This is a genomic window from Synechococcus sp. PCC 7502, from assembly GCF_000317085.1.
Classification (GTDB): Bacteria; Cyanobacteriota; Cyanobacteriia; order Pseudanabaenales; family Pseudanabaenaceae; genus PCC-7502.
In genome coordinates, this window is sequence record NC_019702.1 from 1,077,162 (window position 1) to 1,091,468 (window position 14,307).

The 14,307-nt window shown below is 40.9% G+C and carries 13 protein-coding genes; 4 read left to right on the forward strand and 9 right to left on the reverse strand.

Annotated features, from left to right (window positions below):
- Window positions 1-126 precede the first annotated feature (126 nt).
- Window positions 127-501: a hypothetical protein gene (locus SYN7502_RS05215; protein ID WP_015167831.1), complete on the reverse strand. Its 375-nt coding sequence runs from the start codon at window positions 499-501 to the stop codon at window positions 127-129.
- 170 nt (window positions 502-671) lie between these two features.
- Here SYN7502_RS05215 and SYN7502_RS05220 point away from each other — a divergent pair, with 170 nt between their 5' ends.
- Both SYN7502_RS05220 and SYN7502_RS05225 read left to right on the forward strand, forming a co-directional pair.
- Entirely contained in the window at window positions 672-803 is a 132-nt protein-coding gene (locus SYN7502_RS05220; RefSeq protein ID WP_041429959.1) for a photosystem II reaction center protein K, read from the forward strand.
- Window positions 804-824: 21 nt separating this feature from the next.
- Window positions 825-1,052 carry an indolepyruvate ferredoxin oxidoreductase subunit alpha gene (locus tag SYN7502_RS05225; protein ID WP_015167833.1) on the forward strand — a complete coding sequence of 76 codons (228 nt, stop codon included), beginning with the start codon at window positions 825-827 and terminating at the stop codon, window positions 1,050-1,052.
- Between the two features lie 43 nt (window positions 1,053-1,095).
- Here SYN7502_RS05225 and lpdA read toward each other — a convergent pair whose 3' ends face one another.
- On the reverse strand, window positions 1,096-2,481 hold the full coding sequence (gene lpdA, locus SYN7502_RS05230) for a dihydrolipoyl dehydrogenase (RefSeq protein ID WP_015167834.1): 1,386 nt from the start codon (window positions 2,479-2,481) through the stop codon (window positions 1,096-1,098).
- A gap of 202 nt (window positions 2,482-2,683) precedes the next feature.
- On the opposite strand from lpdA, the gene SYN7502_RS18575 reads away from it, so the two are divergent.
- A complete protein-coding gene (locus tag SYN7502_RS18575) occupies window positions 2,684-3,325 on the forward strand; it encodes a hypothetical protein (RefSeq protein ID WP_015167835.1) in 642 nt (213 codons plus the stop codon).
- Here the strand turns inward: SYN7502_RS18575 and SYN7502_RS18580 are convergent.
- Window positions 3,322-4,050, reverse strand: coding sequence for an aspartyl/asparaginyl beta-hydroxylase domain-containing protein (locus SYN7502_RS18580; protein WP_015167836.1), 729 nt, complete (start codon window positions 4,048-4,050; stop codon window positions 3,322-3,324). The genes SYN7502_RS18575 and SYN7502_RS18580 overlap by 4 nt on opposite strands.
- A 249-nt stretch (window positions 4,051-4,299) precedes the next feature.
- A complete protein-coding gene (locus SYN7502_RS05245) occupies window positions 4,300-4,917 on the reverse strand; it encodes a cofactor assembly of complex C subunit B (protein ID WP_246828970.1) in 618 nt (205 codons plus the stop codon).
- A 6-nt stretch (window positions 4,918-4,923) separates the two neighbouring features.
- Between SYN7502_RS05245 and SYN7502_RS05250 the strand changes: the two genes are divergently transcribed.
- The gene (locus SYN7502_RS05250; RefSeq protein WP_015167839.1) at window positions 4,924-7,080 is read left to right on the forward strand and encodes a polysaccharide biosynthesis tyrosine autokinase; all 2,157 of its coding nucleotides are present in this window, start codon (window positions 4,924-4,926) and stop codon (window positions 7,078-7,080) included.
- A gap of 72 nt (window positions 7,081-7,152) precedes the next feature.
- On the opposite strand, the gene SYN7502_RS05255 is transcribed toward SYN7502_RS05250, so the two are convergent.
- From SYN7502_RS05255 to atpC, 5 genes are all read right to left on the reverse strand, one after another.
- Complete coding sequence (locus SYN7502_RS05255; RefSeq protein ID WP_015167840.1) at window positions 7,153-8,508, reverse strand: FAD-binding oxidoreductase; 1,356 nt, start codon at window positions 8,506-8,508, stop codon at window positions 7,153-7,155.
- Window positions 8,495-9,217 (reverse strand): 2-phosphosulfolactate phosphatase family protein, encoded by a 723-nt coding sequence (locus SYN7502_RS05260; RefSeq protein WP_015167841.1) that lies wholly within the window; start codon window positions 9,215-9,217, stop codon window positions 8,495-8,497. The genes SYN7502_RS05255 and SYN7502_RS05260 overlap by 14 nt, the downstream gene beginning before the upstream one ends.
- 141 nt (window positions 9,218-9,358) lie before the next feature.
- On the reverse strand, window positions 9,359-9,778 hold the full coding sequence (locus SYN7502_RS05265; RefSeq protein WP_015167842.1) for a DUF4019 domain-containing protein: 420 nt from the start codon (window positions 9,776-9,778) through the stop codon (window positions 9,359-9,361).
- 230 nt (window positions 9,779-10,008) lie between these two features.
- Window positions 10,009-13,770 carry a response regulator gene (locus tag SYN7502_RS18145; RefSeq protein WP_168130314.1) on the reverse strand — a complete coding sequence of 1,254 codons (3,762 nt, stop codon included), beginning with the start codon at window positions 13,768-13,770 and terminating at the stop codon, window positions 10,009-10,011.
- Window positions 13,771-13,908: 138 nt separating this feature from the next.
- The gene (gene atpC / locus SYN7502_RS05275) at window positions 13,909-14,307 is read right to left on the reverse strand and encodes an ATP synthase F1 subunit epsilon (protein WP_015167844.1); all 399 of its coding nucleotides are present in this window, start codon (window positions 14,305-14,307) and stop codon (window positions 13,909-13,911) included.

Here is a 14,307-nt window from a genome sequence, read left to right on the forward strand (position 1 = left end):
ATCGATGGATTTTTCCAATAAACAATTATAAACAAGCATAGCTTAGAGTATATGTACTCATTTTGATCCCCAATGTATTCTGCCACACATATAGGCGTGACTTTGATCACAAGATAAAGAAAAAAGTTAACGTCTGACCTTGCCCGTAAAACCTGAAGCTTTAAATTGGACTAAACTCAATGGCTCTGGCATATCTGCGGGAACACTGATCGTAATTTCAAAGTTACTTTTACCCGGTGGCAGTTCAGCGATCGCCCCTAATCTGGTTCTTTCGGGCATGGCATCATTACCATTAGCATCATAAACTCGACCAAAGACATCAGCGTTATAGACGGTTTTATTTTTAGGATTATTGGCTGTACCAGTTACTAAATAGCAATTTGCAGACATTACACCCCCGCCTAGCACCATATTGGCGGCAATTTCTGGTGGACATCCTCCATATTTAATATCACTGAGCTTGATCTGCACAGCCGCATTGGCAACGGGTATCCAAGTCATAAGGCTTAGACAGAGGGAAAGTATGGCTATTTTAAAAAAATTCATGGATCAAAAATAAATAATCGTTTAATAGATTGTACGGCGATCGCAGCATGTTAAAATTCACATTAAGATTTCGTCTAAATTTTGTTTACTTTGTTTGTTTAAAGTTTAAAAAAGGGTTATTTTACATGGAAATTTTATTTGCCGTACTGCCTGAAGCCTACAGAATCTTTGATCCTTTAGTTGATGTTCTGCCCGTAATTCCCGTATTTTTTCTTCTATTAGCCTTTGTATGGCAGGCATCGGTTGGCTTTAAATAAGCTCAACAATTTGCTGAGATCATGGCTTATACAATCGTCACCGATATTTGTGAAGGGGTAGCAGAATGTGCATCTCAATGTCCCGTAGCTTGTATTCATGAAGGTGGCGGTGCTAATCTTAAGGGCACTAGTTGGTATTGGATTGACTTTGATACCTGTATTGATTGTGGAGTTTGCTTAGTTGTATGTCCAGTGCAGGGAGCAGTATTACCTGAAGCTAGACCAAATTTACAAAGGACTCCACAGTAATTATTAATTCATCTGATTGTATAACTATCACCTAACCAATTGCCTAACCATGGGATGCACGTTTGTATGCTTCATCTAAAACTTCGCTGAGGGTAGGATGGGCATGGACATTGCGAACTAGATTATGCACAGAGGCTCGTTGGGCGATCGCTGCTGAAGCTTCATGAATTAAATCGGAGGCATGAATCCCAATAATATGCGCCCCTAGAAGCTCACCCGTATCCTTACGATAGATAATTTTAGCAAACCCATCGGTTTCGATTTCTGCCAGAGCCTTAGCATTACCTTTGTAATAGGAACGCACTGTAGCAATTTCAAATCCTTCAGCATCAGCTTTGGTTTTTGCCTGTGGTTCAGTTAAGCCGACAAAGCTAATTTCAGGATGGGTAAAGGCAGCAGCAGGAATACTCTGATAATCAATGATAGCAGCACGTCCAGCAATATTTTCCACAGCCACAACGCCTTGAGCAGCAGCAGCATGTGCCAACATCATTTTGCCCGTAGCATCGCCGATCGCCCACAGATGAGGGACTTTAGTTGCCATAGTTTCATCTACTTCAATGAATCCACGGCGATCGCTCTCAATACCGACAGTTTCTAAGCCTAGATTTTTAGTAGCAGGAATCCGACCAGTAGCAACTAGGCAAGCATCTACTTCCAAGACTTCGCCTGTATCTAATTCAATCACCACAGGAGAACCAGGGATTACCTTTTTGGCACGGACTCCCACTTTCGTTTCGATGTCACGGGGTTTAATCAAAATCCGTTCCGCTAATTTCGCAATATCTGGATCAAACCCAGGCATTAATACATCCAAAGCCTCAATCATTGTGACCTCAGAGCCAAGGGCGGTATAAATATCGGAAAACTCTAAACCAATATACCCACTGCCAATGATCGCAATCCAACTAGGGAGCCAGTCCAGTTTTACACCCTCATCACTGGTAAATACGGTTTTACCGTCTAATGCAATCCCTGGGGGAACAAAGGGAATAGAACCTGTGGATAAAATAACATCTTTGGCGGTAATAATTCTGCCATCGACATCAACTTTTTGAATGCCTGCAAGTTTTCCCCAGCCTTGAATAATATCTACTCCTAGCTTTTTGAGACTATTGGTTAAATCACCTTTTTGTTTGTTGACCATGTTGCCCGCATGGGTAGCGATCGCACTTCGATCAAACTCAATTTCCCCGATTTCTATCCCTAAAAGTTTTAAATGCTCCTTGGCTTTAAGTTCTCGGACTCGTCCTGATGCTGCTAGTAGTGCCTTAGAAGGAATACAACCTCGATTTACACAGGTACCACCCATGTCTGCGGCTTCGACGATTGCTGTTTTCAAACCATTTGCTACAGCATGAAGGGCTGCTCCATGTCCACCTACCCCTGCGCCAACAATCACGAGATCGTAATCAAACTGTTCTGACACGCTATTTATCCTTTACTTAAAGTTTTGACCTATTCTAACTTGATTCTATGTCTCATTTTTAGCTTCCAGATGGTTTGATCAAACTTGAAATTATGTTTTCCCTGAGTTTGTCAATATTTCTATACCAATCCGTTAGCTGGGACATTGCTAGATTTATGATTTTTGCTAAGTCCTGAGCCAGCCTTAAACAACCTTAAAATGAATGACAAATAAATTAGTCCTAATTTTAGTGGGGCTACTTATAGTTGAATTTGCCCTCTTAGGTTTTTTGGCAACGCCGTACTATATTGGTAAACTTGCCGCAACTGCCCTTCCTGCCTATACTTTAGTTAGTGGAGTCCCGATTTGGGTTCTGAGAATTATGCTCCAATTCCAAAAATTCTGGAATGTAGTCCTTACCCTCTTCGTGATTTTCCATGAGGTGATTTTCCTGTACTTTGTACCTTTATTGATCATTCTAGGACTGAGGTTGCCAAGAACCAATTGGGTTAAGGTATGTGCGATTAGCTATGGAGTGGGCTTTTTAGTTCTGTTGTCCACCTTTTTGAATACTATCAATTTCAGTGTAACCTTAGCGATCGCTGTAATTGCCTTAGGTGTCTTTACGGGTGCATTAATCAGGCTATTCTGGCAAGCTAGGTTTCATAAAATCTATAGTGTCTCCACAGTGGTATTTGGAATCATACTTGGTAAGGTTTTGGGAGTTTTTGCGATCGCTGCTATCTTCTCCGTTCAAACCGTGGGGGCTTTTCCAATCCAATGGACAACGTTACTAATGCCAATTTTTTTACTGCTATTATGTCTGGCACTTTCCCTTAGGTATCAATTTAAAAGGGATAGTTAAAAGGAATACTTAAAGTCAAGTAATAAAACAATTCGGGTGCGATCGCTTTTATTCCAAGCCTCATGCTCAAAGGTATCATCAAAAATCAAGCACTTTCCTTCTGCCCAGTTCCGAGTTTGAGTTCCGACTCTAATCCCGCATCGAGTTTCACAGTTGTCTGGCACAAATAAGCCAAGATGACACCTTAAAACTTGCTCAGGATAGCCAGTATGCGGAATGATATGTGTTCCTGCTTCTAGGGATGAAAATGCAGCTGTATGTAAATTTGGAATCTTTTCAATTAGTTTTGTGGTTTCAGGACAAAGTTCACAATTACGTTCAATTTTAATTCCGAAGGCATAAAGCCCTAGGGTTTTCCAACCACTCTTATATAAAAACTTTTCACTATATTCAATAAAGTTCATGCCTTGGAGTTGGGTTAACTCTTGGCGAATTATCTGCCAATTTGCTTCTAAATTTGCTACAAAGGGAAAATTAGATGAGTCATAAAATTCTAACCTTGGTGCATTCGATTTGAAACTTGATAAATCATCGCTATTTGGCTGCTGGGTGGATTGCTGTGTAGCTTGTTGATGACTTCGTAAAATATGAATTAACTTTCCTAAAGCTCTCAACCATGATTTAACGCCACCTACTTGGGAAATTAATTGAACTACAAATACAAGCCAATCCCAGCCTCTTTTAATTGCCTCTCGTAGGGATGGATTTGCGGTTTCATTAATCATTAGAAGAGGATGAATTTATCGTTATTTTTGATTATATTTAGACAAATGCGAAATCACAATCTAGTCACCTTTATTTTTTTAGAAATTTATTGTTTAGGAGTTTATGTACTCGACCTAGGGCTGAAAATATCTGAAACTTTAATTTTAAATTCAGGGAAAGCCAAGGGTGAGAGGCGAATATCTAGTAAGGTCATGCTAATTAATCTCTTCACTCTCTAATCTCAAATCTTCAATCTCAAAGTTTAGTAATTATGCTTCTCGAATTAAACCCAGCGATCGCTGCAATTCCGCTAATTCATCCTTATGCCCTTTAACCCATAGTTGCGTATTTGGTCGCAGTTGGAGACTAATTTCTTCAATCCGATCTGCCCCATTCCAGTAAAACAAACCTGCCCCAATGGCTGTAAACACTGCAATTTCAGCGATCGCTAACCAGTTATCACTAAAAAACGGCACTAAAATCGTCAAGACTAAACCCAAGCACCCCATGCCGATCGCTGCCACAACCACCAAAACTAAAGTTAGAAAAATACTAGGTCGGACTCTGCCTGCTAAGGTTACAGTTTCCCGATCGCCCTCCAGTTTGATCACTTGATAACCCCTTTGCTTAAAATGATCCCTAGTTTTGCTTAAGAGTTGATCTTCATTAAAATTCACACTTTTTAGAATCATCTCTGTAGTCCGATCTTTCACCGATGAACGTAAAAATGAAAGCAACCCCACAAGGAGCAGAACCGTCAAAAGGAGAGTAGAGGTTAGAACCTGATCAGTGAAGTCCATAGCTAGTGCAATAATATGATCGATGGTTAAATCATAGCCTTTACCTAGTAAATCGAGGCAGATTCCAAGGCAGATAAAGATTAGCAAAAACCCATGAAAGTATATTCAAGTAAAGTTTTCTCACCTCTTCTGTCCACATTCTTAGTGAGAAGACTTGTACGCAAACATTTAGTCACAGTGATTTCTACCACCGCCCTAACCCTTGGCGGCGCAGCAATTTATACATTTAATCAACCATTTTTATATGAATCTAAAGGGTCTTTATTAATAGAAAATGCCCCCACCGATGGTAATAGCCTATCCACCCAAGCTGCTATTCTGGCGAGCAGACCCTTGATTGAAACAGCTTTACCCAAAATTCCTGCTAATCTTTCTACCAATTTATCGAAACAGGACTTGATTACGCAAATTTCCGATCACCTGACGATTACCCCCGATGCCAAAGTCTTAAATATTAGCTATAGCGATCGCAACCCCAAAACCGCAGCTACCATTCTCCAAGGATTACTAGAAACCTACAAAGCTTACGGAGCAAACAAAGCCAATCAAGCTACCCAATTAATTCAAGCCCAGATACCCGATGCCAAAAAGCAATTAGACCAAAATTCCACCGCCCTCACTAGATTTCGTCAGCAATACAATATTACCGACCCCGATACCTATGCGGCTTCAATTTTTAGTACAAAACAGGGACTAGCAACCCAGATTCAAGATTTACAGATTAAAATGGCGCAAACCCAACGCCAACTACAAGAGTTACAACGCCAAGTGGGAAGACCTGCGGATGTGGCAATTAGTAGTGCCATTCTCAGTCAGGATGCCAACTATCAGGCTTTGGTAAAACAGTTTCAAGAGGCACAGACCAATTACTTTTTAGAACGGGCTAGATTCCAAGATGCCTATCCCAAGGTTCAAGCTTTACGCGATCGCCGCGATCAAATTTATAATCTCATGCAGGCTCAAGCCCAAGCTATTTTGGGAACTAAACCCGCAGATGTCACCCCAGAAGGACAATCTAGCATTAAACAAAATCTCGCTACCCAATTATTCGACACCCAAACTCGCCTTGCCACCCAAACCGCAGAACTAGGTAGCCTGAAAATCGCCCAAACTCAAGTCGAACAGGTATTTGCCCAGATTCCTCAACTGCAACAAACCTATATTGAATTGCAGAGACAGTTAAAACAAGCCTCTACTCGGTTATCTACCCTTTCGCAAAAATTAGAAGAAGCAAAAAGTCAAGAAGTGCAAGAAGCAACCGCATGGCAAATTTTACAGTCGCCTAGTCTTCCCAGCTATCCCAGTTCTCCGAACGTGATCCTTAATTTACTGTTAGCGGGACTGGCTGGCATATTAGTAGCAGCAATAATTATCACAGTTCTAGAAAACTCTGACGATCGCTTGCAACAGGTCTCCCAACTCCAAACCCTGAGTGATTTACCCCTGTTAGGAGCCGTACCCTACCTTGCCACCAATGCCAAATTATTATCCCCATCCTTGGAGTTAATTTCCGAACGGGCATTTTTACCCCACAGCTATAATCACAGTGCCTTTACCGAAGCAGTAAATTCCTTAGCTTTGAATATCCAGAATTTAGCAGCCCAACGGACTTTTAAAACCATTGCTTTTACTTCTTCCATTCCCTCTGAGGGCAAAAGCACAATCATTTATAACCTGAGTCTAACCCTTGCGGAATTGGGGTACAAAGTTTTACTGGTGGATGCGGATATGAGAAAACCCACTATTCATAGTCTGGCTGGAGTTAGTAATAAATTAGGTTTATCCCAGGCGATCGCCACCAAACTACCTTGGCAACAAATCATTCACACGGGCGATCATTCTCAATTTTCGGCAGGCTATCTGCATATCATCACGGCGGGTGCCACTCCTCCTAATCCCATGATTTTGCTTGAGTCTAATAAATTTCAGAAACTTTTAGGAGAATGGGATCAAACCTATGACTATGTGTTGATTGATACTCCGCCCATAGTGGGAATTACCGATGCCCAAAGTCTTGCTCCAAGGATGGATGGTGTTGTTTTAGTTACGGCGATCGAAAAAGCGACAAAACAGGCAATTTTCCGTGCGATCGAAATTCTGAAGATTAATAACTGTAAGGTGGCGGGAATCTTGGTGAATCTTGTCGATCGCTATGACAGCATCTATTGCTACGACTATTCCACTTCTGAGTATTACAGTAATCAAACACCCCAACGTTTACTAAGTGCTGCCAGTGACTCAGATGAATAGCCCTAAGGTGATGTTTGGGAGATTAACTACACCGTTAACAGTCTCGGACATAACCTCTCATTTTTTGTCTTTTTAGCGATGGGGATTGAGTAAATAACGGGGATCAAATTTTTGCTTGAGCGCAGTCATAACCTGTTGGGCATTACCAGCATATCCCCCCACATCTAGCTGATTTTTAAATTCAACTGGTGCTTCTAAAATCGTCAGAAACCCACCTGTAGTTGCTAGTAAATTCCGAACTTGTAAAATTTTGGATCGATCTGATCGATCAGCGTCTTCACATCTGAGGATACCTAAACCTGAACTAGCGTGAATTTGTAATGCTATATTTCTAACTTTTTGAGCCGACATCTGATCAGAAATTTTAATTAAATTCTCAATGGCATGGTCAGCTAAAGTGCCAATCTTACAAATTATCTGAGATTCTGATTGCTTAAAAAAAGCATTTTGAATATGTTGCCAAGTTTGCTGACTTTCAACTAGATTAAGGTTTAACCCTAAGTTGTTTGTAATCTCTATTAATTTATTAATTTGAGCCTCCACCACTTGATCTAGTCCACCAAAGCGCATGATTAGGTTAAATGCCGATACTTCTGATGTTTTTGATTGATTTGATTGAGGTGCAAACTCCGATAATATACTTTCAGAAATAATATCCATTGCCCAAGGTGTGAGCGTAGAGGTAAGAATTTTTGCCCTAGCTGTATTGATCGCATCCATGTTTCCAGAAATAATTACAGTGCGATCGCATTTCGGTAAAGGATACAGACGAAAAGTAACTTGAGAAACAACACCCAAAGTTCCGTATGCCCCAGTTAATAACTTCATGAGGTCATAGCCCGCCACATTTTTAACAACTCTGCCCCCAGCCTTGACTAATTCCCCATCTGCCCGCACGAAGGAAATGCCTAAGATCATATCTCTAATGCCGCCATAGCGTTGACGGAAGGAGCCAGTATTAGCAGTATTAACGATTTCACCAATGGTTACAGTTTCGGAATAGGCGGAATCAATCGCCAAGAATTGCCCAGATGCTACCAAGATATTTTGTAAATTCCTGAACCTTATCCCCGCTTCACAGGTTACGGTTAAATCGCCCACAGCATGATCAATTAAGTTATGGAGGCGAATAGTACTTACCACAATCCCGATTTTAGAAAATTTCACCAAACCTCCCCAACTTAAATAGCTATCAGAGGTCAAGATGGGGATTTGATATTTGCTAGCAAGGGCGATCACTTGGGTTAACTCGGTTGGAGTTTGGGGATAAATAATACAGGCGGCTTCAGCACTATCGGGATGAAGTAAGTTTCTAATTTTAACGATCTGATCTCTAATTTGATCTGTAATCTGACCTGTGGATAGAAGATCAACCCCTTGTACTCCTAATAGATCAGTAAAAAGTTGATAAATTTCATTGGAATTCATTGGATGCTGCCAAAACACCTGAGGAAATTTGCTTGGGTAGGACTTTGACTTTATCAATGGAGGCACAATAGGCAATATCCAAGTCTCCACCTAATCGGAGCAAACGCTGCCCGTGACTGGCATGACGAAATAACTCTTCAAGGCGATCGCTCCATTGTTGATATAAACACTTAGCGGCAATAGCTTCATCATTGCCAAATTCCCAGTCTAAACCTGCGGCGATCGCTCCAGCACAGGCGGTATCTTCTAAGGAATAACTACCTTCCCATCCCGATGCTACGATCCATACAGTTGGGGGTTGAGTTTTTTGTAAATATGCCAATACTGAACCCAAGTTAATCATGGACGCTGCTAGGACTACAGGAACAGCCTGAATACATTGCAACGCCCTAGTACCGTTAGTGGTACTCATAAAAATGCGCTTGCCGTTAACCCTTTCATGGGTATAGTCAAAGGGTGAGTTCCCTAAATCAAATCCCTCAACCGTCTTTCCACCCCGTTCTGCCGATCGCAGTCTTAATGCTTCTGGATGTAATTCACTGGTTTTAGCTAATTCATCTAAATCGGAAAATACTTGTACCGCCTCCGCCCCTGCTGCCAAAGCTGTGGAAATTGTGGTTGTAGCTCTTAGAATATCGACAGCGATCGCACAATCAGGCAACCCCACCTTAGGAGTTAATTCAGGGGTGTGATAGACAAATAGTTTCATTAATTAATATTTGAGAAAATATGAGATTTGAGAAAATATGAGGCGATGGTACTAGTTCTAATAATTTCAGAATATCAGCAAGCGATCACGCCATCTAAACCAGATGCCTGTAAATAAATAGCAGTATATCCTACTCTATCTTTATTTTATGAAGTAGCCCGCCACTCGCCATAAACTATCCTTGTCATGAGTGGATGTCACTGTTTCAATCGCAGATGCTTTATTTTGGAATTGGGTGGTAAATTGAATGACAACATACTCACCATCGGGTACACCTGGAAGCGATCGGGTAAAAGTAGCAGAATTGAGCTTTCGTGACTTTAAATCGCCAAAAGGTATTCGGACAGTCTTGAGCGTTGTTTCCCAATTAGCTTTTGAGATGGATGCCTTAAAAATAGATGCAGCGTTATCCCAACTCTGGGCATACTTACCACTATCAGTCAATGTGAGCCAAGATTTAGCCGCAACCTCAGCTTTTGATATGGCGACATTATTGTCTGCTAATACTGGTAAGGCTCCTAAACTAGAGGAAACAATAACTGTGGCGAGAAAATATTTCATTATGTTACTCTCCAAGAATTAAGTATTTAAGTATAAATTAAGCTCAACAAAACAACTTATTTACAGTTTTTTATGGGTTTGTGTAATACGGGGTACAGGAGTGGAATCCTTAGTCCTAAAATAGGCTGTAAGTAAGTTAATGCAAGCTAGTTAATTGTATAGCTACGAAATCAACCCGATGACAAAGCTCAGAAAAACTTAAAAGTAAAATATATCCTTTTTAGCTCTAATTAGTTTAAGGACTGAGTCTGAGATTTGAGTGCCGCCAATTCTGCTCTAAAACCTTCTTTGACTTGCTCATACTCATGGTCAAGCTCAGCAATTAAATTTCCTAATTGACGGGTATTCGCCAGCTTTGCCTGTTTTTCAATAGTTCTTGCTAATTCAGCCATACTGACAGCGCCTAAACTACCACTAGTAGATTTTAAGTTATGGGCGGAAAAATACAGTTTATCGAAATCCTGCTGTTGTAATTGGCTTTCTAATGTTTGAATTAGTTCGGGGGTGGTGGTTATATATTCATCAATAATTTTAGCCAGACTTTCAACGGATAAATATTCTAAAAGTGACTTGATGACATTAGGATTAATCACCCGTTTGGAGTTCACCCCAGTGGTTGATGGCTGGCAACGTTCAATTACTTTAGCTAGTTCTTCTGTTAATACGGGCTTACTGATGTAGTCATCCATTCCTGCTTCAAAGCATTCAGCGATCGCCTCTTGGAAAACATTAGCAGTCATGGCAACAATCCGAGGGCGATTTCCTCTGCCATTTTTTATATTTTGTAAATCCTGACTACGAATAATGCGGGTGGCTGTTAATCCGTCCATTTCGGGCATGTGAATATCCATAAAAATCAGATCAAATCTCTGCTGCTCGGTCATGACTATAGCTTCTTTGCCATTGCCAGCGATCGCAGGGTTATAACCAAATCTTTCTAGCATTGCCACAGCTACTTTTTGATTAATGGCATTATCTTCTACCAAGAGAATTTGCAGAGGTTTAGTCAATCCAGAAACCTGTGGGTGAGATATTTCGGTCACCTCAGAACCATGCAGGGAAAAAATCCGCAGTAGAGTTTTGAGCAGTTGGGAACTCTTAACCGGTTTGCTGAGAGTAGCGGCAGCAGCTTCAATTTTACGATGGTAATCCAAGGAAGTTAGAAGGATAATCGGAAATGTATGCCCCTTTTCCTGAAGAGCGATTGCCAATTCTGCTCCATTGATTTCAGGCATTTTTAAGTCAAGGATCGCCAAATCAAAATTAGGATCAATTTCTAAAATATCCAGTGCCTCTCTCCCTAAGCCAGCACTTTGGACAAGCATCCCCCAACCCTGTAGCTGAATGGTCAGGATATGGCGATTGGTGGCATTATCATCAACTATTAATATGCGTTTGCCCTTGAGGTCATCTTCAAGTATAGTTTCTGGGAGATCATGACCGCAGGCAACTGGAATCGTAAAGCTAAAAGTAGAACCAACGCCAATTTGCGAATTAACTGTCAAGGTACCACCCATCATTTCACACAGTCGCTTACTGATGACTAAGCCTAAACCCGTGCCGCCGTATCGTCTGGTAATAGAGCTATCTGCTTGGGCAAAGGGCTGAAATAGTCTTCCTATCTGCTCATCCTTAATGCCAATGCCTGTATCTTTAATTTTAAATTGGACTAAACAGTCTACGGCGGAATTTTCGATATAAGTAACAACAATTGTGACTTCACCTTTTTCCGTGAATTTAATGCCATTACTGACTAGGTTAATTAAAATTTGGCGCAGTCGCCCTGCATCTCCATTAATAACCGATGGGAGTTTGGGATCAATTAAAGCTGCTAGTTCAATCTTTTTCTCGGTGATTTTAGGAGCAAATAGGTCTAGGATTTCTTCAACACATGCCTGGATCGAAAACGGCTCAATCTCCAATTCCATGCGATTTGCTTCAATTTTAGAGAAATCTAAAATATCATTGATCACGTTAAGTAAGGCATCTCCGCCCATACGGATAGTTTCTACGAAGTTTCTTTGTTCATTATTTAACTGAGTATCTAAAAGTAATCCAGTCATACCGATCACCGCATTCATAGGGGTACGAATTTCGTGACTCATCATTGCTAAAAATTCGCTCTTTGCTTGGTTTGCTGCCTCTGCCGCTTCCTTGGCGACTTTTAGTTCCAATGCTTGTTTTTGCACTTGGCTAAATAACTCGGCATTTTTAACGGAAATTCCCAACTGACTCCCAATTTGAATGGCGATCGCTACTTCATTCTCCTTCCATGTCCTAGGTGCAGAATTTTGATAGGCAGCCAACAGTCCCCAGAGTTGTTGTCCTTGAAAAATTGGTACGATTAGGTATGCCCTTGCTTGGATAGTTTCTAAAAGCTCCACATAGCAGGTAGAAAATCCCGCTTTATAAATATCATTAATGCAAAGATGGGTACCAGAACGATAGCCACCACCTTGGGTATTTTGGAGATAGGTATCAACCACATCACTGCTCATTTGATCCAACTCTTCCATTTGTTTGACAATGCAGCGATCACTATCTACAGCACTATTTTCGATCACAATGCCGTTACTTTGTCCTTCAATTAGGGAAATCCAACCCGATCCCACCGACTCAGCAACCAATAATCCACTCCAATCGGGATTAAACCGATAGATAATTACCCGATCGCAGCTTAACACCTCACGCAATTCCACAACGGTGGTACTGAATATATCTTCTAGGTTCAGGGTACGCCGAATCCGATTACTAATCTGAAATATTAATTGTTCTTGGCGTAGCTTCTCTTGCAATATTGCCTCCGTAGTTTTGCGATCGCTAATGTCAAAGGCGATGGTACCAACAGCATAGGGTAAATTATGGGAGTCTATAAGTGGAAATCGGGTAGTAATGTAGGTATGGGAGCCATCAAATAAATCAATTACTTCTTCGTCCGAGATCACGACTGCTTCCTTTAAAATCTTCTGATCCTTATCAGTAATGTGTTCAGCCTGTTCTAAGCCAAAAAAATTGTATGCGGTTCTGCCAATCACTTCAGTTTCAGCCAGTTGTAAAGCCGATTGAAATTCTAGGTTCGCAAAGAGATATTTGCCCTCACGATCCTTAATATGAATCATGGCAGGAGCATAACTAGTAAAGGATTTTAGTCTTTGTTCGCTATCTTTTAGAGCTTGTTCCGTAATTTTGCGATTGGTTATATCTGTGGCGATCGTGATCCCAAGCAACTTGTCCCCCAATTTTCCCAATGAAGCACAATTCAATTCCACATCAATGATTGCTCCATCCATCCGTACTAATTTGTACTCCTGCTGTGGTAAAGATTCTCCATCAAAATTTCTCTTGATTCGATCATCTAAAATCTGATGTTGGGAAGGATGAATAAATTTAGAAATGGGTTCTTGCAAAATTTCCTCTAAGGAATTCCCCCCTAGTAACTGCACTCCTGCTGAATTGATAAAGTGAAACCTCAGATCAGAATCATAGATCATAATCGCATAGGGGCTAATTTCTACTAATTTCTGAAAATATCCATTGTTAGGATCAATCTCCCTAGGATTATGGGAATTAAGACTAAGGGGCGATCGCAGCAAAATATCCTCTAACGTAATTACGCCCAAAATTTGTTGATCTGAACCCAATACCCCTAAATACTGAGCTTGATGACTACGCAAGATCGTTAAAACTTGATCGGGGCTGGAATTTGCCAGTAGTTCTGTTTCAGAAATCAAGGGTAAAGTGGTTTTACATACATCTCCTACGGTTAGTTCTGGGTTGATTGTCCCCTTTGTTACTAAGGAAACTATCTCTCTCTCTGTGATAATGCCTATGACTTCATTTGCAACCAGAATATAGCTAAAACCTTGACCGATCTGAGAATTACTCTGAAAATTGATCTGGGAATTAACTTGAGCGATCGCATCAGATAGTTTTGTGTTTGGGCTTACTATCAAAGGCAGCCGTTCTAGCCAATTAATTTGCTGAGAAGTCATATCTATCACCATTACTACATCTATTTTCAGTCAAAACTTCAATAGTCAGCCGCAAATCACTATTTTTTTAAAAATAAAAAGGTGAGCATAAACCCACCCTCACAGTTATTTATAATCAAATTAATCGACTGAAACTACTTAAGCCGAGGCTGCCAACTTAGCACGCGCACGTTTTACATCCTGCACTGCTTGAATTTTGCCCTGCTTATCATCATCTTTAACACTGGCTAGGTGCTTTTCTGCTGCTTCTAGTTCTTGACGCACCTTGGTAACATCAACATTACTACCTGTGATCGCCGAGTTTACTAATACAGTTACTTCATTTTCTTCAACTTCAGCCACACCGCCCATTACAGCGATCGCCTCCCATTGGTTCTTGGTTTTAAAGCGCAATACTCCAATATCTAGCACAGCCGTTAGGGGAGCATGGTTAGTTAAAATTCCTAATTGTCCCGTAGAGCTAGGTAAGATCACTTCATCCGCCGTAGCATCCAAAATAATCTCACCCGGAGATATAACCTTTACAGTTAGAGTCAT